At 60.0% G+C, this 26,567-nt stretch carries 26 protein-coding genes; 9 read left to right on the plus strand and 17 right to left on the minus strand.

The annotated features are described in order from the left end of the window. Positions 1-84 precede the first annotated feature (84 nt). Together OSH03_RS14060 and OSH03_RS14065 are read left to right on the plus strand one after the other, a co-directional pair. Entirely contained in the window at positions 85-393 is a 309-nt protein-coding gene (locus OSH03_RS14060; RefSeq protein WP_266179357.1) for a carboxymuconolactone decarboxylase family protein, read from the plus strand. Continuing rightward, positions 393-773 (plus strand): tautomerase family protein, encoded by a 381-nt coding sequence (locus OSH03_RS14065; protein WP_266179358.1) that lies wholly within the window; start codon positions 393-395, stop codon positions 771-773. The genes OSH03_RS14060 and OSH03_RS14065 overlap by 1 nt, the downstream gene beginning before the upstream one ends. On the opposite strand, the gene OSH03_RS14070 is transcribed toward OSH03_RS14065, so the two are convergent. From OSH03_RS14070 to OSH03_RS14080, 3 genes are read right to left on the minus strand one after another with little or no spacing between them, the layout of a single operon-like run. Next, positions 764-1,828 carry a DUF2955 domain-containing protein gene (locus OSH03_RS14070; RefSeq protein ID WP_266179360.1) on the minus strand — a complete coding sequence of 355 codons (1,065 nt, stop codon included), beginning with the start codon at positions 1,826-1,828 and terminating at the stop codon, positions 764-766. The genes OSH03_RS14065 and OSH03_RS14070 overlap by 10 nt on opposite strands. Then, positions 1,818-2,885: an HlyD family secretion protein gene (locus tag OSH03_RS14075; protein WP_266179412.1), complete on the minus strand. Its 1,068-nt coding sequence runs from the start codon at positions 2,883-2,885 to the stop codon at positions 1,818-1,820. The genes OSH03_RS14070 and OSH03_RS14075 overlap by 11 nt, the downstream gene beginning before the upstream one ends. Beyond that, on the minus strand, positions 2,882-3,352 hold the full coding sequence (locus OSH03_RS14080) for a MarR family winged helix-turn-helix transcriptional regulator (RefSeq protein WP_116342297.1): 471 nt from the start codon (positions 3,350-3,352) through the stop codon (positions 2,882-2,884). Before OSH03_RS14080 ends, OSH03_RS14075 begins: the two co-directional genes overlap by 4 nt. 271 nt (positions 3,353-3,623) lie before the next feature. On the opposite strand from OSH03_RS14080, the gene OSH03_RS14085 reads away from it, so the two are divergent. Then, a complete protein-coding gene (locus OSH03_RS14085) occupies positions 3,624-3,953 on the plus strand; it encodes a hypothetical protein (RefSeq protein WP_061099357.1) in 330 nt (109 codons plus the stop codon). Here the strand turns inward: OSH03_RS14085 and OSH03_RS14090 are convergent. From OSH03_RS14090 to OSH03_RS14110, 5 genes are all read right to left on the minus strand, one after another. Further along, positions 3,928-4,731 carry a DUF4225 domain-containing protein gene (locus OSH03_RS14090; RefSeq protein WP_266179361.1) on the minus strand — a complete coding sequence of 268 codons (804 nt, stop codon included), beginning with the start codon at positions 4,729-4,731 and terminating at the stop codon, positions 3,928-3,930. The genes OSH03_RS14085 and OSH03_RS14090 overlap by 26 nt on opposite strands. 147 nt (positions 4,732-4,878) lie before the next feature. Next, positions 4,879-5,574 (minus strand): ArsR/SmtB family transcription factor, encoded by a 696-nt coding sequence (locus OSH03_RS14095; protein WP_266179362.1) that lies wholly within the window; start codon positions 5,572-5,574, stop codon positions 4,879-4,881. After that, on the minus strand, positions 5,549-5,944 hold the full coding sequence (locus OSH03_RS14100; protein WP_151413543.1) for an amino acid-binding protein: 396 nt from the start codon (positions 5,942-5,944) through the stop codon (positions 5,549-5,551). Before OSH03_RS14100 ends, OSH03_RS14095 begins: the two co-directional genes overlap by 26 nt. Then, positions 5,937-6,260, minus strand: coding sequence for an antibiotic biosynthesis monooxygenase family protein (locus OSH03_RS14105; protein ID WP_266179363.1), 324 nt, complete (start codon positions 6,258-6,260; stop codon positions 5,937-5,939). The genes OSH03_RS14100 and OSH03_RS14105 overlap by 8 nt, the downstream gene beginning before the upstream one ends. Before the next feature lie 75 nt (positions 6,261-6,335). Beyond that, complete coding sequence (locus OSH03_RS14110) at positions 6,336-7,751, minus strand: aldehyde dehydrogenase family protein (protein ID WP_266179364.1); 1,416 nt, start codon at positions 7,749-7,751, stop codon at positions 6,336-6,338. 100 nt (positions 7,752-7,851) lie between these two features. Between OSH03_RS14110 and OSH03_RS14115 the strand changes: the two genes are divergently transcribed. Further along, positions 7,852-8,754, plus strand: a complete 903-nt coding sequence (locus tag OSH03_RS14115) for a LysR family transcriptional regulator (RefSeq protein WP_266179365.1) — start codon at positions 7,852-7,854, stop codon at positions 8,752-8,754. Here OSH03_RS14115 and OSH03_RS14120 read toward each other — a convergent pair. Beyond that, positions 8,741-9,220: a carboxymuconolactone decarboxylase family protein gene (locus tag OSH03_RS14120; protein WP_008501331.1), complete on the minus strand. Its 480-nt coding sequence runs from the start codon at positions 9,218-9,220 to the stop codon at positions 8,741-8,743. The genes OSH03_RS14115 and OSH03_RS14120 overlap by 14 nt on opposite strands. Positions 9,221-9,321: 101 nt before the next feature. On the opposite strand from OSH03_RS14120, the gene pdxR reads away from it, so the two are divergent. Further along, on the plus strand, positions 9,322-10,710 hold the full coding sequence (gene pdxR / locus OSH03_RS14125; RefSeq protein ID WP_266179366.1) for a MocR-like pyridoxine biosynthesis transcription factor PdxR: 1,389 nt from the start codon (positions 9,322-9,324) through the stop codon (positions 10,708-10,710). 39 nt (positions 10,711-10,749) lie between these two features. Here the strand turns inward: pdxR and OSH03_RS14130 are convergent, their stop codons facing one another. Beyond that, positions 10,750-10,911 carry a DUF1127 domain-containing protein gene (locus tag OSH03_RS14130; protein ID WP_266179367.1) on the minus strand — a complete coding sequence of 54 codons (162 nt, stop codon included), beginning with the start codon at positions 10,909-10,911 and terminating at the stop codon, positions 10,750-10,752. A gap of 176 nt (positions 10,912-11,087) precedes the next feature. On the opposite strand from OSH03_RS14130, the gene OSH03_RS14135 reads away from it, so the two are divergent. Next, positions 11,088-12,506: an aminotransferase-like domain-containing protein gene (locus tag OSH03_RS14135; protein ID WP_266179368.1), complete on the plus strand. Its 1,419-nt coding sequence runs from the start codon at positions 11,088-11,090 to the stop codon at positions 12,504-12,506. A gap of 513 nt (positions 12,507-13,019) precedes the next feature. Here OSH03_RS14135 and foxA read toward each other — a convergent pair. From foxA to OSH03_RS14150, 3 genes are all read right to left on the minus strand, one after another. Then, positions 13,020-15,128 carry a ferrioxamine B receptor FoxA gene (foxA, locus tag OSH03_RS14140; protein WP_266179413.1) on the minus strand — a complete coding sequence of 703 codons (2,109 nt, stop codon included), beginning with the start codon at positions 15,126-15,128 and terminating at the stop codon, positions 13,020-13,022. A 121-nt stretch (positions 15,129-15,249) separates the two neighbouring features. After that, positions 15,250-16,206, minus strand: coding sequence for an AraC family transcriptional regulator (locus OSH03_RS14145; RefSeq protein WP_061099368.1), 957 nt, complete (start codon positions 16,204-16,206; stop codon positions 15,250-15,252). 136 nt (positions 16,207-16,342) lie between these two features. Next, positions 16,343-16,576, minus strand: a complete 234-nt coding sequence (locus OSH03_RS14150; RefSeq protein WP_003863067.1) for a DUF2171 domain-containing protein — start codon at positions 16,574-16,576, stop codon at positions 16,343-16,345. Positions 16,577-16,795: 219 nt separating this feature from the next. Here OSH03_RS14150 and OSH03_RS14155 point away from each other — a divergent pair, with 219 nt between their 5' ends. Continuing rightward, entirely contained in the window at positions 16,796-16,984 is a 189-nt protein-coding gene (locus tag OSH03_RS14155; protein ID WP_266179369.1) for a DUF2767 domain-containing protein, read from the plus strand. A gap of 38 nt (positions 16,985-17,022) precedes the next feature. On the opposite strand, the gene OSH03_RS14160 is transcribed toward OSH03_RS14155, so the two are convergent. The 3 genes from OSH03_RS14160 to OSH03_RS14170 all read right to left on the minus strand — a co-directional run bounded on the left by OSH03_RS14160 (position 17,023) and on the right by OSH03_RS14170 (position 19,716). Then, complete coding sequence (locus tag OSH03_RS14160; protein WP_266179370.1) at positions 17,023-18,144, minus strand: ribosomal protein uL16 3-hydroxylase; 1,122 nt, start codon at positions 18,142-18,144, stop codon at positions 17,023-17,025. A 135-nt stretch (positions 18,145-18,279) separates the two neighbouring features. Beyond that, positions 18,280-18,882 (minus strand): ATP-dependent Clp protease proteolytic subunit, encoded by a 603-nt coding sequence (locus OSH03_RS14165; protein ID WP_266179371.1) that lies wholly within the window; start codon positions 18,880-18,882, stop codon positions 18,280-18,282. Between the two features lie 63 nt (positions 18,883-18,945). Further along, a complete protein-coding gene (locus OSH03_RS14170; RefSeq protein ID WP_266179372.1) occupies positions 18,946-19,716 on the minus strand; it encodes a DeoR/GlpR family DNA-binding transcription regulator in 771 nt (256 codons plus the stop codon). Positions 19,717-19,797: 81 nt separating this feature from the next. Here OSH03_RS14170 and OSH03_RS14175 point away from each other — a divergent pair, with 81 nt between their 5' ends. Continuing rightward, positions 19,798-20,184 (plus strand): VOC family protein, encoded by a 387-nt coding sequence (locus OSH03_RS14175; protein ID WP_266179373.1) that lies wholly within the window; start codon positions 19,798-19,800, stop codon positions 20,182-20,184. A 179-nt stretch (positions 20,185-20,363) separates the two neighbouring features. Continuing rightward, positions 20,364-20,981: a response regulator transcription factor gene (locus OSH03_RS14180; protein WP_061099372.1), complete on the plus strand. Its 618-nt coding sequence runs from the start codon at positions 20,364-20,366 to the stop codon at positions 20,979-20,981. Positions 20,982-20,984: 3 nt separating this feature from the next. Here OSH03_RS14180 and OSH03_RS14185 read toward each other — a convergent pair whose 3' ends face one another. Continuing rightward, a complete protein-coding gene (locus tag OSH03_RS14185) occupies positions 20,985-26,567 on the minus strand; it encodes a trifunctional serine/threonine-protein kinase/ATP-binding protein/sensor histidine kinase (RefSeq protein ID WP_266179374.1) in 5,583 nt (1,860 codons plus the stop codon).

Consider the following 26,567-nt stretch of genomic DNA (forward strand, 5'->3'; position numbering starts at 1 on the left):
TTCGGGACGTTGAGTCCGAAACATTGCGATTTTCTTTATGGTGGCAACCTGCGAGAGTCATTGCCAGACAACAGGAGGAAAAAAATGAATACAACACTGAATCGCGACACGCTTGCGCAGGTCTCCCCTAAGCTGGCGGAACTGAGCCAGCAGGTGCTTTTTGGCGATATCTGGCAGCGTCCGCAGCTGGCCCCGCGGGATCGCAGCCTGATCACGCTTGCCGCACTGGTCGCCCTGGGGCGCACCGCGCAGCTTCCCTGGCATATCGACTTCGCCCGACAAAACGGCGTGACGGACGACGAGATTGCCGAAGCGTTTACCCACCTGGCGTTTTACGCAGGCTGGCCGGCAGCCGTCAGCGCTCTGACCTGCCTGGCAGAGGAGAAAAAATAATGCCGTTTGTTCGCATCATGACGGGTGACCGCTATACCGAGATGCAGAAAAAACAGATCTCGGACATTTTGCACCAGGCGCTGACGGAAACCTTCGCCGTTCCCGCGCAGGACCGGTTTCATTTTTTTGAATGCTTCGCTGCAGGGGATCGATACATTGACCGGCACTATCTCAGCAAGGGCAGAACGGAGGGGGCGATATTATTCAATATCGTGGCCGGTAAGCCGAGGAGCAATGAACAGAAAGCTTCCCTCTATCGCCAGCTGGCTGCGCAACTGAATGAGAAGATGGGCATCGACGGTGGTGACGTGATGGTCGTTATCCAGTTTACTGCCGCTGAAGACTGGAGCTTCAGCGGCGGTATAGGCTATCAGCCCTGAATGACGTAGCGCGTGGCAGCGAAACGGTTCAGGATTAGGTGCACCAGAAAGACCATCGTCAGCGTCGCCACCAGCGAAAAGGTGACGGAGGTGATGCGATAGAGATCGCTGAACACCAGGTCGCTGTCCGGGTGCATGTTCTGCCCGAACATAATGCCGATGGTGGTGATGCTGGAAAACCCCACGCCCGCGCCCACTTTCTCCATCACGTGCAGCCGCGCGCCAAACGCCAGGCCGAGGCCAATCAGCGGCATCATCAGCAGCATATGGCTGCTGTGATCGTAGAGGATAAGCTGCACCACCAGAATGTAGAGGCAGCCCAGCACCACCCCGACCACGCGCCAGATGGAGCTCATCACCGCGCCGCGATAGTGCATCGGGAACAGGATCAGAATCCCCGCCATCAGCGCCGAGAGCGAATCGCTTAAATCGCTAATCTGAAACACCACGAAAATCATCGTCGCGACGCTGCCGGAGAGCAGCGACTCGTGGCGCACGCGGGCGTCGTCTTTCTCAATCAGCGGCGGCGGCTTGCGGGGCTCAACGTCCGGCAGCAGGTAGTTCATCAGCGCGCTCAGGCACACCGCCATCACGCTCGCTTCGATGTTGGAAAACAGCAGCGTGTGCCAGCTGGTGGTGGGGTAGCTCATAAAGTTGAGCATCACGCTCTGGCACACCACGCCCATCGAGCCGAACAGGAACAGCGGCCCTTTGCTCATAAAGCGAAAACGCATCACGTACAGGGCAAATACCACCAGCGTCATGATGACCGGCCATTGGGACAGATAGCCGATGATAATCACCATTTCGACGCAGTTCAGCGATGCGCTGAAGATAAACTGCTTCGCCACGTGGCGGTTAAACACCGGCACCAGCGACAGCAGCATGATCGGGTAGACCACGAAAAACACGCCGTAGCTGGTGTTGTAGAAGCTCGAGATGCTCAGGGCAATCATCCCGGCAAAGACGATGCGCAGGGTCTGGCGAAAGTCGTTTGCCGTGTAGACGACGTTGCCGTGCGGGGTAAAGACCCGCTCCAGCGTATTAATAGACATAGTGCAGCAGGCTCACCAGGTGGATCTGCATCCCGGAGAAGAAGCGCGCAAACGGCCCTTCGCTGTTATAGAGCTGTACGGTCGCCCGCGCGCCCGTTGGCAGCGGCTTCGGCAGCGCGTCATCCAGCGTGACGTGAATGCGCATGCGCTGGGCGTCTCGTACCCAGCGGTTAGAGGTCTCCGGCTGGGAGAGTTGGCCGTTAACCGCCTCCTGACCTGCAAGGATCCCCGCGTCGCTGCTGGCCACGTGGGCGCGGAACACCTGCCCCGGGAAGGCGTCAAACACCACGGCGGCATCGGTGCCCTGACGGGTATGGCGCAGGCTCTTCTCGCGGAAATCGGCCACGATATCGGTCTGGTTGTTTACCAGCGCCAGCGCGGCGGAGCCGGATGAGGCGTAAAAACCGGGGCTTAACTGCAGGTTACTGACCGTGCCGTCCGCCTGAGCGTAGACCTTTGTCCAGCCGAGGTTCAGCTCTGCTTCATCCAGCGCGTTACGGTATTTTTGCAGCGTCACGTTGCGGCGTTCTTCGCGCTCGCCGCGCTGAATGCGCAGGTTGCGAATGTTGGCCTGAATGGAGCTGACGGACTGCTCGCTGCTCTGCCAGGCGGTGCGAACCTTATCCAGATCCGCCTGCGAGACGTTCTGTAACGTGCTCAGCTTCTGATAGCGGTCAAAGGTCACTTTGTCGTTACGCGCGGTCAGCACGGCGGTTTTCAGGCTGGCCTGCGCGGCGGCGATCTGCGCGTCCAGCTGTTCGTTAGAGAGACGCGCCTGCTCCAGCGCGATTTGCGCCGCCTCCACTTTATTGCGAAACGGCGTGTCGTCGAGCTCAAACAGCAGGTCGCCTTTCTTCACCTGGCTGTTGTTGTGCACGTGAACCGCCGCCACATAGCCGGAGACGCGCGGAGAAACCGGCGTAACCACGCGCATCACGGTGGAGTCCGGCGTCAGCGGGATCCAAATATCCGCGACGACAAAATAGATAAACATCAGCAGGAAAGAGGCAATACTCACCCTTACCCAGCGGGCAAACTTTTGTTCAGGGGTCATTATTTTTCGGTCTTGTTGTCTTCTTCGCGGATTGTCCGCAAATTGCAGGCGATTTGATTCAACGTAGCGCTGAAAATCTCGATATGCTCCGGCGCGATGTGTTGCGATACGCGCGCCTGATAGGTCTCAATCACCTGAGTGAGCCTTTTTAATATGGCTTTTCCCTCAGGCGTCAGCGTCAGAAGCCGGATGCGCTTGTCATAAGGCGATGTGGTGCGCAGCAGGTAACCCTGTTTTTCCAGCTGTGTCAGGGTGCGCATCAGCGGCGGCAGTTCAATACCCTGCACCTCCGCCAGCTCACTCATTGAGACGTTATCCCCAAGCTGATGAAGCTGCATCATCACCGTCCAGCTCGACTGGGTTAACCCGGTATCGAGAATGGCGTCATCGATCACCGCACGCCACTGGCGCACGATCATCGCCATCCGCATGCCCATCGGCCTGCGGCTAAACAGTTCTTCTTCACTCATGGGGAAACCTCTCGTCACACGCGGTCAAGATAATAGTTATCAGGATAAGTATCAAGAAACGAGAAGTTAAAGCGCAGGAATTGCGAAACGATATCTCCCTCTCCCTGTGGGCTTAGGGATCGCCAGTAATATGGTCATGCCGGATAACTTCTTCTGCCAAGCTCATCATTTAACGGCAACGGCACAATAATCCAGGAAGGTAAAGACAAAAGCAGGAAGGAACGGAACTTCTAAATAGTGTATTCTTTTTATCAGGTTAAAGGAGACGTGAATGACAGTTAACAATCAGGAACTTATCGCGGCAGGATTCACCAGTAAAGATATTGAGAGGATCAAACGTCACCAGGCGACTGGAGACTCGCAGGAAAAGGTTCTGAAGGATCTGGCCGGCTATTTCCTGTCGGTTGCCTGGATCACCGGCGGGATGGTCATAATCACCCTGCTTACCATGATCTTTGGCAGCACCAGCCATGTTATATCCTGTGTGGTTGCAGTCATCTTTCTGCTGATTGTGCTGCTTCTGGTGATGCCGGTCAGACTTGGCTATAAATCATGGAAGCTGATGAGATCACATATCAGCGACTCCGGTCATCACGGGTAAGGAGTTCCAGTACCACCTTCGCACTGACCCCCCATCCCAGAACCTTCATCGTCAGTTTGCCCGGAGACATGGTTTCTACCTTGCGGTAATAGTCTCCAGGAAGATAACGGAAAAGACGCCAGGCCTCTGCTTTCCCAGTCAGACCAAACACACCATAAACGTTGGCTGCAAGCGTAGTTGCATTAAAGATCCCCAGGCCGACATCGCGGCTGAAGCCCATAAATTCCGCTACGGACATGGCGCCATCCGCAAGGATCCCCTCTGAAGAAGGTTCATTCAGGAGCTGACGGGCTGCCTCCCGTGATACCGTATTAAGAGCATCACCGACCAAAACGGCACCGGCAAGCATACCAGCAGGCGTCATCGTTGCGATCATAACACCGCCAAACACAGCCTGAACGCCGGCGAGAACGACCTTAATCCCGGATATGAAGTATCCGACAATTTTATTCTGCTCTGTTACATACTGAATTTCAGCGTAGATTCGGGCATAACCGGTTTTAAGCATGCGCGACTGTTCAAGCAGGAACTCATTCTCAGCCCTTAGTTTTTTCAGGCAGGTAATGCATTCTTCATCGCTCTTTGCTCTCCTCGCCGCGTCAAACTGTTGCATGACAACCTGTCTTATTTCATCCACGAATTTCAGACGGGTCAGTGAATCACTAAGGTGCATGGCCGCGATGATATTTGCGGTATTCACAAGCTTTCGGGCTTCCAGATTGATCATCGTATCAGCCCACTGGCGCCGACTCTGCCCAGGAAAAAGAGCGATATCCATTGCAAATTCCTTTTCTGTCGTCAGGACGAATATTCCTTAACCGACCAGTCTTGGTCAGTTTGGGTACAGAGAACTATTGTACAGAAAGCCTGTTTTTGGAACAGGGTTACCTGTAGCAATAGGGAGTGCATCAGTCCGCAGCAGCGTTTAGCGGCTAAAATGCTTCCTGACGGCAACCTTCCCCGTCGCCGTCACCACCACCTCCCTGTACCCCGCCACCCGCTGGATCCACCCTTTGCTTTCCAGATGAATAAGCAGCGCCGCGCCCGCCTCACCGCCAAGATGAAACCGCCGCTCGCTCCAGTCCAGGCAGGCGCAGCAGGCCTTGCGGTGCGGGTGAGCGCTTAACGAAACGCCGAGCTTCAGAAACTGCTCCCGGCCATACGGCGTGAGCGCTGAACCGTCTGCCTCCAGCCAGCCTTCCGCCTGCATGAAATCGTAGATCTTTACCGCCACCGTACCCGCCAGATGGTCGTAGCAGGTCCGCGCCTCCCGCATGGCCTTCGGCGCGGTGGTTTCCGGCGGCGCAATGCGGCTCCAGGAGAGCCCCATCATCTGTTCGACCAGCTCCGCCACGTCGTGCCCGGCCAGACGATAATAGCGGTGCCGCCCCTGAGACAGACAGGTAATCAACTTTCCCTCCACCAGCCGGGCGAGATGCCCGCTGGCGGTCGACGGCGCGACGTCTGCCGCCGCGCTCAGTTCGGTGGCGGTCCACGCCCGCCCGTCCATCAGCGCGCACAGCATCTTCACGCGCGACGGATCGGCCATTGCCGCCGCCACCGCCGCAATGGCCTGCTCCAGCGCCGCGCCGTTATCAGTCGGTAAGCTTGTCTTTAACATGTGCCGCCCAGGGTTCGGTGATCTCTGCGGCCAGCTTATCATCATCCGTCAGCAGAATAAGGTGATTCGCATGGTCGCTGTACTGGGTTAGAACAGACACCCCGCGTGCCGCCAGCGCCGCCGCAATTTCACCCAGCTCGCCGGGGCGCTCCTGTTTGAGTTTTCTGATAACCGGCCTGCGCACCGCCTGCACGCTAAACCCGGCCTCCATCAGCACTCGGCGGGCTTTTTCCCCGTCCTCCACCAGGAAATGGGCTTCCGTACCGAAAACGCCGCCGCCCTCAAGCCCCACGCCGTTGCGCCCCAACAGCTGTCCAAAGCGCGCCAGCTCGCCGGGCCCGTCGCTGAAAATCACGTGAACGTCATACATTCGCGTGCCCTCCCGTTTCGGAACTGTACTCCCGCACCAGCTGCGCCACCCGAATACGGTAGAAAGAGAAAATCGACTCCCGCCCTTCGGCCTGCGCCGCCTGATGAAAAACGTTCTGCTTCCAGCGGCGGACGGCCTCTTCATCCCGCCACCAGGAAAGGGACAGGATTTTGCCGTCGGTCGTTAGGCTCTGGAACCGTTCGATATCAATAAAGCCGTCGATGTCGGCCAGCAAAGGCTTAAGCTCTGCGGCAAGCTGAAGATAGCGCGCCTGATGGGCAGGCGCGGCTTTGGCTTCGAAAATGACTGCAATCATGAGGGTCTCTCCGCTGTGATGTTGAGGAGAGAATGCGGGATGGAAAAGCACAATGCTTCGGTAAAGAGCGAAGCTTTAGCCCAGAACAGACCTCGGCTCCATAAACGCGCGGATCCCCCACTCGCCCATCTCGCGCCCCACGCCGGAGTGCTTAAACCCGCCGAACGGCGCTTTCGGTTCATGGGCCAGGGTGTTCACCAGCACGCGACCGGAAACAATCTGCTGCGCCACGCGGCGCGCGCGGTCCGCATCGCCGCCCAGCACCATCGCGCTCAGGCCGTAGTCCGTGTCGTTGGCAATGGCTATCACCTCCGCCTCGTCACGGTAGGGGATTACGCATAGCACCGGGCCGAAAATCTCGTCACGAGCAATCGCCATCCGGTTGTTGACGTCGGCAAACAGCGTCGGGCGCACAAACCAGCCGTCCCGCGTGCCCTCTGGCCGCCCTTCGCCGCCCGCCAGCAGGCGCGCCCCCTCTTCAACACCTTTGCGGATATAGCCCTGCACCCGCTGCCACTGCTTTTCGCTGACCATCGGGCCGACGTCCGTTGATTTATCGCGCGGGTCGCCGGAGTTCACCGCCGCCACGGCCTGCGCCAGCGCGGTTTCGATCTCCGCCTTGCGCGAGTAAGGCACCAGAATGCGCGTTCCGGCCACGCACGCCTGCCCGCTGTTCATAAACCCGGCCTGAATGACAAGCGGGATCGCCTGCGCCAGATCCACGTCATCGAGCAGGATCGTTGGCGATTTCCCGCCTAACTCCAGCGTCACGCGCTTAAAGCTCTCCGCCGCGTTGCGCAGGATCGCCTTGCCGGTATTCGTGGAGCCGGTAAACGAGATTTTGGCCACGTCCGGATGGCGGCTGATAGCGTCACCGACCGTTTCACCCCGCCCGGTGACGATGTTAAACACGCCCGGCGGCAGCGCGGCATCGCGCAGCGCTTCGGTGACAATCTGCGTTTGCAGTGCGCTCATTTCGCTCGGCTTGATGACCGCCGTACAGCCCGCCGCCAGCGCGGCCGCCAGCTTGCCGCAGATAAACCCGGCGTCGCTGTTCCACGGCGTAATCAGCCCGGCCACGCCGAGCGGCGTCATCTGCACCGTGGCTGCGCCCGCGGGGGTGACGAATTCAAACGCCTCCAGCGCCTCAATGGCCTGAGCAATCACCTCCGCCGGATAGCTGGCCATCCACGCCGAGCGCGAGGCGGGCGCGCCGTACTCTTCGATGACCGCTTCCAGCAGATCGTCGTGACGAGCGGCCACGGCGGCGTGCATACGCTTCAGCGCGGCGATGCGCTCCTGCTTTGTGGTCTGCGACCACGCCGGAAACGCCGCTTTTGCCGCCGCAACGGCGCGCGCTGCGTCAACTTCATCCGCCAGGCGTACCTGTCCGATGACCTGCGCCGTCGCCGGGTTGTATAAATCAAACCGTTCGGTGCCGTGCGGGGTGACAAACTCGCCGTTGATAAAGATCTGTTCGATAGTGTGCATATAAACCTCCTCAGGCTGTGTGAGCACAGTCTGGCACGGCTTCTCCGTTGCGATAATCCACGCTATGCTGCAAGGGTTGTTTCGATTTTCAGGATAATCTATGCATCGTTCAGGTCTGACAGAGCTGGAAGTGGTCATGGCGGTGGTGCGGCGCGGCAGCTTTCGCGGCGCGGCGCAGGAGCTGGGCATGTCCGCCACGGCGGTAAGCAACGCCATCGCCGGGCTGGAGAGCCGCCTTGATACCCGCCTCTTTAACCGCACCACCCGCAGCGTGGCGCTCACCGACGCCGGGCAGCGCTACGTGGCGCGCGTCGGCCCGGCGCTGCAGGAGATCCGCCTCGCCGGAGAGGAGATCCACAGCGACACCGGGGAACCCGCGGGCACGCTGCGTCTGAACGTGCCGAACCATATCGGCACCCTGTTTCTGGACCAGCTGCTGATCGACTTTATGATCCGCTACCCGAAGATGCGCGTAGAGACCGTCAGCGAAGCGCGCATGATCGACATCGTTGCCGAAGGCTACGACGCTGGGATCCGCCTCGAAGAGTCCGTGCCGCAGGACATGATTGCCGTGCCGCTGACCGGGGAGATCCGCCAGCTGGTGACCGCCACGCCGGACTATTTTGCACGCCACGGCATTCCGCAGACGCCGGACGATCTGCTTTCACACCAGGGGATCGGCATGCGCATGGCCCACGGCGGGATCTACCGCTGGGAGCTGGCGCGTCGGGGGGAAACGTACGCCCTTGCCGTACCGCCGCGCTTTGCGACGTCCGATCTTTTTGCCTCGATCCGCGCCGTGAAGGCGGGATTAGGGGTGGGATTTTTGCCGGAACTGTATATCCGGGAAGAGCTTGAGCGTGGAGAACTGGTGAGCGTCCTAAACGACTGGGCGCAGCCCTTTGCCGGGCTGCGCCTCTATTACCCCGGCCATCGCCACGTCCCGCCTGGACTGCGGGCGCTGGTGGCAACGATCCGCGAGCGCGGGATTATTCCAGGTTAGCCTTATTCAGCCCGTAAGCCGCGTCCAGCGAGCCCGGCGCCATGCGGGAGGTGATCCCCAGACGGTTCCAGGCGTTGATCGCCACGATGGCGAAGTTCAGCTCTGAAATCTCCACGTCCGAGAAGTGCTCCGCCACGCTGCGATAGAGCGCGTCGCTCACCCCGTGCACGCCAATCTGGGTCAGCGCTTCGGTGAAGGCCAGCGCGGCTTTCTCGCGGGCGCTGAACAGCGGGGACTCGCGCCAGGCCGCCAGATGGTACAGGCGCAGCTCGCGCTCGCCGGCGATTTTGGCCTCTTTCGAGTGCATATCCAGACAGAAGGTGCAGCCGTTCAGCTGCGACACGCGAATGTCGATCAGGTGCTTCAGCGCCGGGTCGATGGAGGTTTTTGCCACCTCCATGCTCAGGGCAGACAGCGCGTTGGCAAGGGCAGGTGTGGCTTTATGGTGGTTAACGCGAGTGCTCATTGTCTTTCCTCTTTTTGTGCGGCATATGTCATGCGATGGGGCAAATCTACGCCGTTCATGACATAGTAAAAAGATACAAAAAGCGTGAAATGAGGTAGGACATGAAGCCGGGCTATCACGAGATTTATTCCCGCTATCGCGACAACATCACGCGCGGCGTGCTGCAGCCGGGCGATAAGGTGCCCGCCATCCGCGTGCTGGCGGAAGAGCTGAAGGTGGCGCGCAAAACCGTCGAAACGGCGTACGCCATTCTGACGGGTGAAGGGTATCTGGTGAGCCAGGGCGCGCGCGGCACGCGGGTTAACCCGGATTTACTGCTGCCGGACAGGGCTGCCCCGGCGGAACAGCCCACCGGAGCCCTTCCGGCCTCGCTTATCAGCCAGCGCGAGCGGGCGGGGTTTCTGCGCCCCGGCATCCCCGCCCTCGACAGCTTCCCGTATAAAAAATGGCTGCTGCTGGCGGGCCAGGCGACGCGCGCCATGCGTCAGGAGGAGATGCTCAACCCGCCCGTTCCGGGCTGGTATCCGCTGCGCCAGGCCATCGCCAGCTATCTCAATATCTCGCGCGGCCTGTCCTGCACCGCTGAACAGGTGCTGATCACCAGCGGCTACAGCGGCAGCCTGCGGCTGATCCTCGACACCCTCGCCAGCCGCAGCGACAAGGTGGTGTTTGAAGATCCGGGCTACTTTATGGGCCAGCAGTTGCTGAAGCGGATCGTGCCGCGCCTGCACACGGTGCCGGTCGATCGCAGCGGCATTGATACGGAATACCTGCTCCGTCACCATCGCGACGCGCGTTTTGCCATCGTCACCCCGTCGCACCAGAGCCCGCTGGCGGTGACGCTCTCCCTGCCGCGCAAGCAGCAGCTGCTCGACTGGGCCACTCAGAACGAGGCGTGGATCGTTGAAGACGATTACGACGGGGAGTTTCACTACACCCGCAAGGTGCTGCCGTCGCTGAAAAGCCTCGACCAGCACGACCGGGTGATCTTCATGGGCACCTTCAGTAAAACCATCATGCCGTCGCTGCGCATGGGCTACGTGGTGATGCCCGCCAGCACCGTCGAGACCTTTACCGACTGCGCGGATATTACCACCAGCGGCCAGCCGGTGCTGACGCAAAAGATCCTCACCGCGTTTCTCAACGAAGGCCATTTTTTCCGTCATCTTAAGAAGATGCGCGCGCTGTATCAGACCCGCCGCGACTGGATGATTGCCGCCCTGCGCGAGGTGTATGGCGATCTGTTTTTCACCGAGCAAAACGACGGCGGAATGCATATCGTGGCGTTTCTCACCAAAGGGAGCTGCGACCGGGAAGTGGCCCGCTGCTGGCAGGAACAGCAGCTGCAGGTGAACGCGCTTTCGGAGTGGTACCGCGGGTCGGGCAAACGCTACGGGCTGGTGATGGGCTATAACAACGTGCGGTCCTATCAGGAGGCGGTGGAGCTGCTGGAAAGGCCGAAGCGGCAGACGCTTGAACTGTTGAGCTGAACATCGCCGGGTGGCGGCTGCGCCTTACCCGGCTACGGTTTAAATATCATTGCGGGATAACCCGACGTCCTTGAGCTGCTCGTCGCTCATCTGGCTCAGGATGCGGCGGGTCCGGTTGATGCGATACCAGCTGCGGATCGTTTTGCCGATCCAGACAAACACGACGAACGGACGTTTTGAACGGTTCTCGTAGAATTCCATGATGCTCTCCTCACTGTGCCAGTGGGGTTATCATCCTGGAAATCGGCCCGTGCAATACAGATGCAAAAACAACTTTTGTTTAACATACAGATCCGCTAAAACGGTATCTGCATGCCGTTTTTTGCGGCAATCTGTACTGGTTTAACAATCTGTATGGTGAAAACAGAGGATACAGCATGACGCGCTATCAACATCTCGCCAACCTTCTGGCAGAACGCATTGAACAAGGGCTGTACCGCAGCGGCGAACGTCTGCCGTCGGTGCGCGCCCTGAGCCAGGAGCACGGCGTGAGCATCAGCACCATACAGCAGGCCTACCAGATCCTCGAAAATCTTCAGCTGATCACGCCTCAGCCGCGCTCCGGCTATTTTGTCTCGAAACGCAAAGCCCAGCCGCCCGTCCCGGCGATGACGCGCCCGGTGCAGCGCCCGGTGGACGTCACCCAGTGGGACGAGGTGATGATGCTGCTGGACGCCCGCGCCGACAAAGAGATGATCTCCTTTGGCGGCGGCTCGCCGGACGTAAATCAGCCGAGCCTCAAGCCCCTGTGGCGCGAGATGAGCCGCCTTGCACAGCATAACCCGAGCGAGATGCTGAGCTATGACGTGCTCGACGGCCGCCTTGAGCTGCGCGAACAGATCGCCCGCCTGATGCTGGACGGCGGCTCTACCGTCGCGGCCAACGAGATAGTCATCACCAACGGCTGCCACGGCGCGCTGTCGATCGCCCTGCTTTCGGTATGCAAACCGGGGGATATCGTGGCGGTGGAGTCGCCGTCGTTTCACGGCACCATGCAGATGCTGCGCGGGTTTGACATCAAGGCGATTGAAATTCCCACCGACCCCGAGACCGGGATCAGCATCGAGGCGTTAGAGCTGGCGCTGGAGCAGTGGCCGATCAAGGCGGTGATCCTGGTGCCCAACTGCAATAACCCGCTCGGGTTCATCATGCCGGAAGCGCGGAAAAAGCAGGTTTTAGCCCTCGCCCAGCGGCACGATATCGTGATTGTCGAGGATGATATTTACGGCGAGCTGGCGGCGGAGTACCCGCGCCCGCGCACCATTCATTCGATGGACATCGACGGCCGCGTGATCCTCTGCAGCTCGTTTACCAAAACCGTGGCGCCGGGCCTGCGCGTCGGCTGGATTGTGCCGGGGCGCTATTACGACCGGGTGATGCACATGAAATACGCCGCCGGCGGGTTTAACGTGCCGGGCACCCAGATGGCGGTAGCGGCGTTTATTCGCGACGGCCATTACCACCGCCACGTGCGCCGTATGCGCCAGATTTATCAGCAGAATATGGAAACCTATACCTGCTGGGTGCGGCAGTATTTTCCGGCGGAGATTTGCGTCACGCGCCCGCAGGGGAGCTTTCTGCTGTGGGTTGAGCTGCCGGAGAAGGTGGATATGGTGTGCGTCAGCAAGCAGCTGTGTCGGCTGAAGATCCAGGCCGCGGCCGGGTCGCTGTTTTCCGCGTCAGGGAAGTACCGCAACTGCCTGCGGATCAACGTGGCGCTGCCGCCAACGGAGAAGCATCGCGAGGCGTTGAAAAAGATGGGTGAAGCGATTGTGATTGCGATGGAGGAGGGCTAGTGCGGCCTGATGCTCTCACCCCAGCCCTCTCCCACGGGGCTGAGGAATCCCCAGTAATTTATAAGCAGAAGCAATAAGGTTGTTTCAGAACGAGTTAAAGCTTTCAGCGACGCCCTGGTCCGGCTGTAAATCGCCGAAGCGTTTCCGTAAGGCCGGGGCGAGGCGCACGGATGCGCCGAGAGGGCGTGGCCTGCAGGGATGCAGGCTCATGCCCGACCCGATAGCCTGAAGGAATAAGCTGAGGGCACCGCGAAGCGGCGATTTACCGCCGGGAGCCCGGGTCGCCAGGGCGGTGGCGATTGAGCCGCCCTGGCACGTTCACCGGTCATGTCCTTACAGAGTAGCAAGGAACATAAAGTGAACGGAATGACCACCGGAGCCGTATGTTCCCCCTCACCCCAGCCCTCTCCCTCAAGGGAGAGGGGGTCGTCCATGCAAACATTATTTTGTGGGGATCCCTCAGCCCACAGGGAGAGGGAGAAAACCGCTCCCGCCCCCGGCAAAATCAACGACTCAGAACTTCCACGAAACGCTGCCCACAATGCTGCGTTCTGCACCGAAATAGCAGTAAGAGAGCGAGTTACACGCCGCAACGTAGCTTTTGTCCGTCAGATTATTGACGTTCAGCTGCGCGCTCACGCCCGTGAGCCCCACTTTCGACAGGTCATATCCCACGACCATGTCCACCAGCGTGTACGACGGAAGCGTATGGGTGTTCTGGCGATCGCTGGCGATCCCGTTGACATAGCGCACGCCGGAGCCGACGGTCAGGCCGTCCAGCGGACCGGTTTTGACGTCGTAGCTCAGCCAGGCGCTGGCCATGTTACGCGGGGCATAGACGGCGCGCTTGCCCTCCTCTTCCGGGCTGCTCTTCTTGTAGCGAATATCCGTGTAGGTGTACGCCGCCTGCATGCGCAGGCTGTCGGTCAGCTGACCAATCGCCTCCAGCTCAACGCCTTCGGATTCGATTTCACCGATGGAACGGTACGGATCGGTCGGCTCCTCTTTGGTGGCAATGTTCTTCTGGTTGATGCGGAACACCGAGGCGCTGAACTGGCTGTTCATCCCTTCTGGCTCATACTTCACGCCCGCTTCCCACTGCTTGCCCTTCATCGGATCCAGGATATTGCCCTGCTCGTCGGCAAAGCTGGTCGGCGTAAAGGCGGTGGAGTAGCTGACGTACGGCGCAACGCCGTTATCAAACAGATACAGCAGCGCCGCGCGGCTGCTGAAGTTGTTTTTATCCAGATCGCTGCGGGTGTGGTTGAAGTTGTCGACGTTCGACACGCTCACCTGGTCGTAACGCCCGCCGAGCGTCAGGCGCCAGCGGTCAACGGACATCTGATCCTGTAGGTAGTAGCCGGTCTGGCGAAGCTTATGCTTTTCCCTGCTGTACTGGGTGATGTAGTCCGGCTTCGCACCGTAAACCGGGTGGAAGGCGTCAATCGGCGGGAAGCCGCCATAGTAGCCGGTCACGTTGTTGGTGCGGTCCTGGTAGTCCATGCCGATCAGCACGCGGTGGTTCACCGCCCCGGTGTCGAAGCTGCCGTCGACCTGATTATCCAGGGTGATGGCGTTCATCTTCTCGTCGGAGCCGGAATAGCCGCGGTTCAGCTCGGTGTCATTCAGCCAGCCTGCGGCATACACCTGGTTCAGCTCCACTTTGGTGTGCAGGTAGCGCAGCTTCTGGCGCACGGACCAGCCGCTGTCAAACAGGTGCTCAAGGTTATAGCCGACCATGTTTTCCCGACGATCGTACTTGTCGTAATCGTCTTCACCTTCAAAGAACGTGTTGGAGATTTTCTTTCCGCTGTGCGGCACAACGGTGCCCTCATACGGCAGGCCGGAGTGGCTGCCGCCTTCCGGATCGCGGTGCAGGTAGGCCATCAGATCCAGACGGGTGCTATCGGTGATACGCCAGGTCAGGCTCGGCATCAGCGCGTAACGCTCTTCCTTCAGCGGATCGAACTGGGAATCGGCATAGCGGGTCATCCCGCTGAGGCGCACCGCCACGCGGTCGTTATCATCAACCGGGCCGGTGACGTCGAACATCGCCCCACGCTGGCTATTGTTCCCGGCAAAGAGCTTGATCTCCCCGCCCGGATCGAACGACGGCTTACGGGAGGTAAGCGCCACAATCCCACCCGGCGATGAACGGCCATAGAGCACGGAGGCCGGACCGCGCACGACTTCGATACTGTCCAGGAACCACGGATCAACCACCAGCGAGCTGTGGGAGTTAGTGTCGCCCATCATCTTCAGGCCGTCCAGGTAGACGTTGTCCAGGCTGCCGTCAGAGAAGCCGCGTAGCACCATGTAGTCAAAGCGGTTTGACGCCCCGATCTGGTTGCTGTAGACCCCCGGCGTGTAGCTCACGGCCTGACGCACGCTGGTTGCGCCCTGCTCTTCGAACTGCTCGCGCGTGACGATAGAGACCGACTGCGGAGTCTCAATATCCGGCGTTTCAAGCTTGGTGGCCGCAGACTGCATCTGCGAGGTCACCACCACGGTGTCAGTTTTTTGCGCATCCTGCGCCAGTAAAGGAAAAGCGACGCTACCGGTAACCCATCCCACCACCAGTGCCAGACGCGATTTAGCAAACATAACCCTCTCCAGAGATATTTCTTATTGTTAATAAGAATTATTACCTTTTTGAGGGAGCAAACGGCTATGCGCGCCGCCAGGTTACGTATGCGCGATGCTAAACCGCACGGGATGCGTTCGCGCGATGGGCGAAATTACGTTAGCGGAGTTTGCGCACGTCGCCCGGTGAAATCCCGTAATGACGACGAAACGCGGTGGCGAAGTTGGTGGCATGCTGATACCCGCACATCCAGGCCGCCTGCTGCACGCTGTGGCCTTCCAGCAGATAGCGGCGCGCCAGCGCAAGGCGACAGTCGCGGAGGTAATCGAAGAGCGTGCAGCCGTAGCGCTGACGGAACTTGCTGCGCAGGCTGCTTGGGCTCATTGCAGCCAGGGCAGCCAGCTGCGCGAGGGTATGATCCCGTTCAGGAGACTGTTCCAGCATGCTCCGCACGCGTTCCAGACGCGCATGCTCAGGGCGGCTCGGGCAGGGCTGCTGGCGCTGGTTCAGGCCGTGGCCGAGCAGCTGGTACATCAGCCCCTCCAGCAACAGCTTACGCGCGAGCACGCTTCCCCTCTGCTGCTGCGCATGCTGAATACCTGACATAACAAACTCGGGAACGTGCCAGACAAACGTGGGTGTATTCAGGTTTTGCCATTCCAGCAGCAGCGACTCAAGCAGGGCTTCACGCCCGGCTTCATGCGGGTACACGCCAAACGAGAGCGTTTTCAGCGAGCTGTCGGCGTCGTGACGCGCGCTCATCACCTGTTCCTCACTCAGACGGGCGCTGAACGCCATGCCGGGACGAACGTGATAGTCGATGCCATTGAGCGCGATCGTAACGCACCCTTCCAGGACTACCAGCATATAGAGCGGGCTGCTGTGGCGGGATGTGGTTTCGTAGGGTTGTAATACATGCACGTCGGAGTGGGTCAGCGAAATGCCGGACGAGAGCGTCATCTCTTCCACATTCCCCTGCAACACCGGGCTGCCGCTAACCTGCTCCCCTTTTAACAGCGGGAAACGGTAGTCGATGCCGTAGCGCTCGCCGAATACCTGAAAATCCTCAACAAAAAATATGCGTTTCGCTGATCTATTTTCACTCTGGAGCATCATTCGGGGCCTGCATCGGGGAAAGGTCAGGCAAAACAGTACCATCCCTTTGCTATATCAGCAATCACCGGGCGCAGACGCTATTACGCTCCGGACGAAGCCGGAGCGAAGGCGTATATTTCTTAACGAGAAATATATTTTATGCTTCCTGCCACTCAGCAAAAACCTCTTTATGGTTTTTGGTCAGGACAACTTTATTATCTTCGACCTTATCGACCCAGCCGAGAGGAATAAAGTGGTGCTTGCCGCCCGATTCCGGGTCGCTCTTCGCAAGCTTGATACGCTCACCGTCTAAATGGTCCACAACCCCGACGTGCGTTCCGCAGCTGGCGACAACCTGAGTGTGATCCTTAATTGCGCTTTTATCTACCATAATCATTCTCCTGTTTCGGTTATTTGCCTGTTGCACGAAAATAACTGTAGCGCATAAATTCAGGCTTAAAAGGCTTATTAGCATTTTGAAACATCATTGACAGAATGGAATATTATGTCTATTTAGCGCCGCATTGAAAAAATAAGAATGAGATGAATTATTACCGAGTGATTATTTCCCGTTCATAATTAAATTATCGCAACCAACGAGGAGGTATTTATGACGATTCGCAACAATAATCGGGCAGAAATTTCGCTGGCTCTTGGTGAAGCGGTTCTGGACATCGTGCAAAAAGGCCATGAGGTATCGCGGCAGAATCTCGCCCAGGCGATGAAAATCAAAGCGGAGAAAGAGCGCGACGACGAGCGGCTTTTGAACTACTGGAAGGCGTGTAATATGCTGGTTTGAACGTAGCGGCGTTTAGGCTGGCTAAACGCCGCCTGCTGTTACTCGTCGAAGAACCAGTAGCCCTGGTTAATCAGCCCGGTGAGTTCGTCAACAAACGCCGGGTTTTTCAGCGCGTCGCCCAGCTCGGCCTGGCCGAGCTCGGTGTAGCGGCACAGCGCGTCCGCGCCCTTCGCATCTACCGTCTCCAGCTGTTCGCTGTTGATGAAGAAGCTGCCGTTAACGTTCAGCACGCGCAGGCCGCTCAGGCGCGACAGCGTTTCGCCGCCCTGCAGCGCGTCGAGCACCTCTTCCGCTGAATACGGCGGCTCGGCGGCGGCAATATCCAGCTCGTGACGCGGCGTGGAGACAAAGCTGCCGAACCATTTTGTGAAATCATCCGGCTTGCTAATCATGTCGATCATCATCTGGCGGATACGATCGAGCTCGTACTGCTCGACGCGGCCAGGGTGTTCGCGGCAGGTCAGATCCGGATCGCTGTAGTGCTCGCCGCCCAGATCGTTTTCCAGCGCGTAGTCGGCAAAGCTGCTGATCAGATCGCGGCCGTTCGGCCCGCGGAAGCCGACGGAGTAGTTGAGCGCGGTTTCATGGGTGAAGCCGTCGTGCGGGAATCCAGGCGGGATGTAGAGGATATCGCCTGGCTCAAGATCTTCGTCGATGATCGGCTCAAACGGATCCACGTGCAGCAGCGCCGGATGCGGGCAGAACTGACGCATCGGCAGCTTGTCGCCCACGCGCCAGCGGCGGCTGCCCATCCCCTGAATGATAAACACGTCGTACTGATCGATATGCGGCCCCACGCCGCCGCCCGGCACGGAGAAGGAGATCATCAGATCGTCCAGACGCCAGTCCGGCAGGACGCGGAACGGACGCACCAGCTCCGCAGCAGGCATATGCCAGTGGTTCACCGCCTGCGCCAGCAGCGACCAGCCGGTTTCGCCCAGACCGTCAAAGTGCTCAAACGGGCCATTGCTGGCCTGCCATTTGCCATTAGCGTGGCTCACCAGACGGCTATCGACTTCCGGCTCCATCGCCAGGCCTGCCAGCTCGTCCGGGGTAATCGGGTCGACAAAATTCGGGAAGGCATTTTTCAGCACTACGGGTTGTTTTTGCCAGTATTTCTCAAGAAATTCCGGCCAGTTCAGGTTCAGTTGATACGCCATGGGTAGCACCAGTGAGAGGGGAAACAGGCGCGATTATAGGCAAGAAGGCAGAGGGGGAACTTGTCATGGGTCAAACGAGCGCGCGTAGGTCGGGTAAGGCGAAACCGCTACCCGACACGTACAAGGCGGTAAAGCTTAATCCAGATTCAGCTCGTCATAATGGGTAATCAGCTTGCCCACGATGCCGTAGTCCAGCGCTTCCGCCGGCGACATCCAGAAGTTGCGGTCGGTGTCTTTCTTCACTTTCTCCAGCGGCTGGCCGGTGGCGTCAGCGATCAGCTTGTTCACGCGTTCCAGCATGCGGATGATCTCGCGCGCTTCGATCTCAATATCCGTCGCCTGACCGCGCACGCCGCCCAGCGGCTGGTGGATCATAAAGCGGGTATTCGGCAGCGAGTAGCGGTGCTCTTTTTTCGCCGCCAGGAAGATGGTGATCCCGGCGCTCGCCACCCAGCCGGTGCCGATGACGTGCACTTCCGGACGAATGAACTTGATGAAGTCGTGGATAGTATCGCCCGCTTCCACGTGGCCGCCCTGGCTGTTGATGTACAGCTTGATCGGATCGTTGCTGACGCTTTGCAGCAGGATCATCTGGGTGATCACCTTCTGCGCCAGCTCCTGGTTGATCTCACCGGAGATGACAATCGAACGGGACTCCAGCAGTTTTTGCTGCAGAGCGCCCGCGCCGCTTGACCCTTCCGCTTTGTCCTTGTCGCTTTCTTTCAGTGTGTAGTGCATTGTTACGTCCTCAGCATTTAGCGCTCAAAACCAGAGTGTAGCCTGTTTTACCCGTGAAAGTCCTCAGGCGCACACAATGCGAACATCCTGCGCCGCCAGCGCGTCAAAAACGCCCTGTTCCATCCCCTCTTCCACCACCAGCAGATCAATGTCGCGGCTCTTCGCGACCACAAAGCGCGCGACGCCGGGAAGCTTGTCTGCGGTCAGGGCCACAATGGTCTGGGTGCTCTGGGCAATCACGGCTTTTTTAAACTCGCAGTCGGCAAAATCAAACCCCGTAAGCCCCGCCTCAGGATCCATCGCACAGCCGCCGATAAAGGCCTGATCGAAGATAATGCCCTGGATCTGGCTCGCCGCCGTGGCGCCAACCGTTCCGCCGGACGCTCGCTGGATCTGCCCGCCTGTGATGATTACCTCGCACAGCGGATGATGCAGCAGCTCCGCGGCAATGGCGGGTGAATTGGTCACCACCGTGACGTTGAGATCCGCCGCAAGGGCCTTCGCCAGCGCCAGGTTTGTCGTCCCCGCGTCGATAAAAATGCACCCGCCCGCCTGAACCAGCGTTGCAGCTTTCTGCGCGATTGTGTGCTTTTCTGCACTTATTTTCTGCTCGCGGCTGAAAAAACTGCCCGCATCCGGAAGCTGAAGCACCGCGCCGCCGTAGACCTTTTTGCAATACCTCTCTTTGCTAAGTTCATGTAAATCACGGCGAATAGTGTGCTCGGACACGTTCATCTGGCTCGCCAGCTCGGTACAGACCACCCTTCCGCTCTCCTGAAGGATCTGTCGGATCCGCTCTTGTCGCTGTTCAGGAAAAGCTGCATAATCGAGCATTGAAAGTCCTTTGAAATTTCTAATCGAGTATCAATGCGCATAATGTTGCATAACCGCGCAATACAAACAACGAGGGTTACAATGAAAATTGCACATGTCGCACTCTGGACCCGCAGCCTTGAGGCCCAGGTTCAGTTCTGGGAAACGGTGTTTAATGGCCGCAGTAACGAACGCTACGTCAGCAAAAACCGTCCGGGGTTTGAATCCCACTTTATTACCCTGGATGACGGGCCGACCCTGGAGCTGATGACGCTGCCGGACCTGCCCGACGCCCCGTCGCACCCGGAGTTTATCGGCTGGGCGCATATCGCCATTAACGTCGGCAGCAAGGCAAAAGTGGACAGCATGGCCGAGCGGGCACAGGCCAACGGCACGCTGCTCAGCGCCCCGCGCATGACCGGGGACGGCTTCTATGAAGCGGTGATCGCGGACCCGGACGGCAACCGCATTGAGCTTGTCGGTGCATAAAAACAGCGTTTCGTTCCTTCACCGCCCCCGTCCCGGCTCGCTATACTTCATATGGTTATCATATTGTTAAATGATAATGATATTTAATGTGTTAAGATGAAAGTCAGCATAAACAGTCTCTTACGTCACCGTTGGGACTGTTTGCATCCTCGACATTTAAATCAGCACCGGGGCGGTGAATGGAACACATTGTGTATGTGGTTGATGACGATGACGCGGTCAGGCAGTCCGTAATCGGGCTGCTGGAATCAGCGGGACTGAACGCCATCGGCTTTTCATCAGCAGAAACATTTCTTCAACACCGGTTTGAGGATCTGCCGTCGTGCGTGATCCTCGACATGCAAATGCCCGCCATCTCAGGTTTTGAGGTGGCGGACGCGCTCAAAGACAGCGGGCGCGAGATCCCGATTATTTTTCTCACCGGCCACGGCACTATCCCGATGTCGGTGCGCGCCATTAAAGGCGGCGCGTACGAATTTCTCACCAAGCCCGTTGAATCCGCCGCGCTGATCGACGCCATTGAGTCCGCGCTGCAGCTGGCGGAAAACAACGCCGAGCGCAATAAAGAGCACTACGCCCTGAAGCAGCGCCATCTGTCCCTCACCCCGCGCGAGCACGAGGTGCTTGAGCTTGCCATCACCGGCAAGCTCAACAAGCAGATAGCCGCCGAGCTGGGCGTCAGCGAGATCACGGTGAAGGTGCACCGCCGCCGCGTGATGGAAAAAATGCAGGTGCGCTCCGTGGCCGAGCTGGTCAGGGCCGTTGAGCGCCTGACCAAAAGCCAGCCCGCGGAGTAACGTTTATCCTTCCTGCGCGGCCAGCGGCAGCGCGAAGGTAAACACCGTGCCGTGCGGCTCCCGGCGGCGCGCGCTCAGCTTCCCGCAGTGGCGCTCGATGATGCTGGCGCTGATGGTCAGCCCCATCCCCATCCCCTGCGGCTTGGTGGAGTAGAACGAGTCAAAAATCTGCTCCAGCCGCTCGGGCTCAATGCCGCTCCCGGTATCGGCGATCTCGACAATCACTTTCCCGTCCGCGTTGGCGGTGCTGAGGATGATGGTGCTGGCGCGATCCTTCACCTCGGCCATGGCCTCTACCGCGTTCATCACCAGATTCAGCAGCACCTGCTGGATCTGCACGCTATCCCCGGTGATAAAGCTGTCGCTGGCGTTCAACAGATAATCAACGCTAATGTGTCTCTGCTCCAGCTCGCTGCGGGAAAGCGTGAGGATATGGCGGATCAGGTAGTGCATGTCGATGCGCGAGAAGGTGGGATCCTGCTTGCGCGTCAGGGACTGGATGCTGCGAATGATCTCCCCCGCCCGCGCACCTTCCGCGGCGATCTCCTCCAGCCCTTCACGCACTTTATCCAGGCGGGCGGGCTCGCGGCTGAGCCAGCGCAGGCTCGCCCCGGCGTTCGAGACGATGGACATCAGCGGCTGGTTGATCTCATGGGCGATGGAGGAGGTCAGCTGCCCGACGGTGGTGGCGCGGGAAACGCGCGCCAGATCCGCCTGCGCCACCCGCATGGCATCCTCCGCGGCGCGCTGGCTGGTGATATCGGTGATAATGCCGTAGTACTCGTTCACCTCGCTGCCCACCCCCACCGGATCGCCAATCCCGAGGATGTAGCGCGTCGAGCCGTCGGTGCGCTTAATACGAAACTCGGCGCGCATGGAGAGCCCGTCGCGCACGCTCTGGGTGACGATGGCGCTGATGCGGGCGTAATCGTCCTCGTGAACGAAGGTCAAAAACTCCGCCATGGAGATCATCTTTTGCTGGTCGGGCAGGCCGAGAATGCGGGCGTACTCTTCCGAGACAAACATCAGATCCTGCTCCAGCTCCCAGCGCCAGCTGCCGGTGTGGCTGATCTGCTCGCCCAGCATCAGCGAGGTCTGGCTGGCGCGCAGCTCTTTTTCCACCCGGCGGCGCTGAATGTTCTCCGCCAGCAGCTCGGCGTAGAGCCGCGCCGTCTCCAGGGATACCGCGGCCTGCGCGCCCAGCAGGCTTACCACGCGCGAGTGCTCGGCGGTGAAGACCTCCGGCATCAGGCGGTTTTCCAGGTAGAGCACGCCCACCAGCCGCGCCTGTTTGAACATCGGGACGCACATCACCGCCGCTCCCGAAGTCACCAGATAAGGGTCCTGGCTGAAGGGGTGAAACTCCTCCGGCCTGCCGGTGCGGATCTCCTGCCCGGTGCGGATCACCGCGGCCAGCACCGACAGCGGCATGTCGGTCGCCATCGGCACGTCTTTCAGGATCCGCACCCGCACGCCGTCGGTGCTGGTCCAGGCGCTGGCCTCGATCTCCGGGATCAGGTTATCGCTCACGCGAAGCAGCAGGCCGCGCTGCGCCCCGGCGCGTTCGAGCAGGATCGTCATCAGGTTTTCAATCAGGCGCTCAAGATTGATCTCTTCCGACAGCGCGCGGGAAGCTTTGATCACGCTCTGCAGATCCCGGATCGTCTCGTTCTGGGCAAACGCCACCGTGTCATAGGCGCTGGCCTGCCCGGAGGCCAGCAGGTGCGGGAAATCCTGCTCCAGCTGGCGCACCTTGGCCTGCGCGCCCGCGCGGCCCCAGGCGGCAATTGAGCCGCGGAAGTGCGCGTCTGACGCGGTCGGGTAGCCGCAGGCCAGCGCGAAGCGGCCCGCCAGCTCGTGGGCCAGGGCGTTAATCGGGTTAAAGCCGCCCTCGCGGGAGAGCCGGACCGCCTTCTCGTACTGCTCAAGCGCAATGCTGTTCATCCCGTCCAGACGGACAATTTCGGCGTAGATCAGCGCCTCTTTATCCGCGAACGTGCCGGGATTAATGCGCGCCCAGAGGGCGATTTTGTCGTAGTGAGCGTGAATGCTGCGGCGGTGGTTTGCCGAAAACGTCTCCGGCGTCAGCTGACGGGAGAGCGCCAGCGCGCTGTAAAGATGGTAATCCAGCAGATGGATGTGCCCCGGCGCAGACCACGCGTACCAGCCCGCCATCTCAAGATCCGCCTGCGCGTCGGCATACTCCCCGCAGGTAAAGTGCGCCATGCCGCGGTAGAGCCAGTACCAGAACAGCATGGTGGAGGTCTGCTCCGGGGCCTGCTCCGGCGACGCGGGAAGCAGCGCCTCGGGCAGCGCCTGCGACGCGGTCCAGGTGCCGATCGTCGGCGTGCGCAAAAACTCCACGAAGGTGCGCTGGAGCATCAATATGGTTTCAACGTCCTGGAAGTGGGTTTTACGCACAAACGCCAGGCCGCGATCGATGCTGGTCAACACCCCGTCCAGGTGATCGCCCCGTGAGAGGAAGTTTATCACCTGGTGGCAGGCCGCAAAGCAGGCCACCGTCATATCACCGTGAGTAACTGCGGCGGTGAAGCAGGCTTTTGCGCACTCGATGGTAAACGACAAAGGCTGGGTCCAGACGCTGAGCTGGTCGAGGGGCAGCAGGGTTTTGGCTTCGAACGCGTCGTAGCCGTGGCGGTTCACCAGCTCGCGGGCCAGCGTGCCGTACTGGAACCCGAGGCGATACTCGGCGTAGCGGTGGCCAATCAGCACGCCAAACCAGGCCATCGCCGTGGTGGAGGCCCCGGTGATGCCGTGGTCGAGGGTGAGGTGCATCATGCGGCAGAGCAGCAAAAAATGCAGGCGCGGGCAGATGAAGCTGGCGCAAATGCTGGCGCTGTAGAGCAGGTTCATCACCGCTTCGGTTTCCGGGTTATCCATTCGCGAGAGCTGGGCAAATAGGTTTTGCGGCGCGTCGCCCGTGCGGTTGCAAAAGAGCGCCCAGGCCTCGTCGCAGTCGGCGTCTTCCGGATGGCGGCCAATCTGAATACTAAAAATGCCCAGCCAGCAGAGCGCCGCCTCCAGCGCCAGACGGCTGTCCGACTGGCGAGTGTACACCTCCACCAGCAGGTTGGCCGCCAGCGCCTTTTCGGTCAGCCCGCCGGGGCAGCCGAGAATGGCGTCACACAGCTCGCGGGTCCGCTCCAGGTGCCCCAGCGCAAACTCGCAGCCCGCCTCTTCGATATCAAGCATAAAGTCTGACACCGCCCCGGCGTTGCCCAACGCTCTGGCGGTCTGGAGGTAGCCGAGCGCCGAAAGATAATCTCCCGTGCGCTTCGCCCGTCGCGCGGCCAGCAGGCTCAGCTCGCGGAACATCTGCCGCTGCGGCGCGGGCTGAATGCTGTCCAGCGCGGCCGTGACGTGATGAACGGCGCGGAACAGCAGTTCGTTCCCCGCCGCCTGACGCGCGGCGTCGGCCAGCAGGCTGGCGGTGGTCAGGTGAAGATGGCTTTTCTCATGCCGATCCAGCAGCGCAAAGGCGGCCTCCTGCACCCTGTCATGGGTGAAGGCGTACTCTTTTTCCGTCAGCACGATGAGCTGGGCCATCACCGCCGGGTGCAGCGCATAGCGAATTTCTGCCACCGACACACCGACCACGCGGCATATCATCTCCAGTTCGCCCGCGCCGCCGAGGCAGGCAATGCTGCCCAGCAGGCGCCGCGTCTCGTCTGGCATCTCTTCGAGCTGCTCCAGCACCAGGGTAACGACGTTTTCGGTGTAGTGTCGGGCGCGGATCGCCTGCAGATCGTAGTGCCACTTGTCCTGATATTTGTTGTGCACCACCAGGCCGTCATCCACGATGCGGCGGAAAAACTCGTGCACAAAGAGCGGGTTGCCCCCGGTTTTCTCGTGGATCAGCGTGGCGAGGTCGGTCGTCGCCGCGCTGCGGGCACGAAATATCGTCGCCAGCCAGCGCGCCACCGCCTTCACGGACAGCGCCTGCGGGATAATTTCAGTCGCGTTTTGCGCCGCCTCCGGCAGGCTCGCCAGCTGCTGTTGCAGTGTCGGTTCGGACAACGAACCGATATCGCGGTGGGCCACCACCAGCAGCAGCGGGATAGCGCCGCAGGTCACCAGCAGATGTTTCAGCGTGTGCAGGCTGGCGGCGTCGCTCCACTGAAGATCGTCAAGCACCAGCACCAGCGGGCAGCCCTGAGTGGCAAAGGTTTTCACCAGGGCCAGCACCATATGGCTGAAGCGCGCCCGGGCATCAATGGAAAACGTATCCGCCGAGAAGCGCGGCTTGCTCTCAAGGAGCAGCCCCAGCTCGGGCACCAGGCTGACGGCCAGCGCCTCGTACCCCTCCAGGGCGCGGGACAGGCGGATTTTCCACTTCGCCACGTCTTCCGCGGGCAGCCCCAGCAGGTGCAGCGTCAGGGTGCGGAACGCGGAGCTTAATACGCCGTAGGGCAAAGACGGAGAGAACTGATCGACTTTCCCCACCGCCAGCAATACCTGACGCTGCTGCAGCGTTTTGAGCGCCGTCGCGATGATGGACGATTTGCCGATCCCCGACGGCCCGCCGATCGTCACCAGCTCCGGCACCATGCTCTGCCCCACCCGCTCAAACGCGGCAATGACGTCATTCGCCTGCGGGTGCGTCGCGAACAGGGTGTCCGCCAGATGGAGCGCCGGGGTGCGGTCCTGCTGGCCGGGCGTAAAGGCGACGATCTCGCCCTCGCAGGTCAGCGTCGCCTGGCAGCGGCGGAGGTCGGCAATCAGCCCGTCGACCGTCTGGTAGCGGTTATCGGGATGCTTTTCCAGCAGCTTGAGGATGATGGTCGACAGCATTCCCGGCACGTCCGGGCGAATCACGTCCGGGGCCAGCGGCTCCGAGGCAATATGGTAGTGCGCCCAGTTGGTTTGATCGTGCTCTCCCAGCTCAAACGGCAGGCGTCCGGTCAGAAGTTCATACAGCACCATGCCGAGGCTGTAGAGATCGCTGCGGCCGTCAACGGGGCGGCGGGTGCGGGTGGTGTGCTCCGGCGACATATAGGCGGGCGTTCCGCCTGAAACGGCAAGCCGGGTCTGGGAGAAGGCACCGGAGAGGCTACAGGAGAGGCCAAAGCTGCCCAGACGGCAGGTGGCATCGTGATGAACAAAAATACTGCCGGGCTTGATATCGCCGTGGATCAGGTTTTGCAGGTGCATCTGGCGCAGGGGAGCGCAGATCTGGATCGCCAGCTCGATAAAGCGCGAGATCCCAGAGATCGCCCTGCCCGCGCGCCGCGCCAGCAGTTCAAACGAAAACGGCGCATACACCAGCGCGAAGCGTCCCCGGTACTGGGTGGAGGCAACGGCGCGGATGGCCCAGCTGTCCTGCAGCACGTCGCGCAGGGCAAACTCGTTTTTCAGCAGCCGGGTGGCCCGCTCCTCTTCTTCGTCGCTCACCGCGGTGGCAATGATAAACGAGCCGCCGGAATGGGGATGGCGCGCGTTCATCCAGGAGATACCGCCCTCCTGCGCCAGCACGGTAAAAATCACATCCTCTTTAAGGACAAAAACCCGCCCCTGGTGAAGATTCCCCTGGGCGGGCCAGAATGCAGGCTGCTCGTGTTCGTTCAT

It is taken from the genome of Enterobacter nematophilus (assembly GCF_026344075.1).
GTDB classification, from domain to species: domain Bacteria; phylum Pseudomonadota; class Gammaproteobacteria; order Enterobacterales; family Enterobacteriaceae; genus Enterobacter; species Enterobacter nematophilus.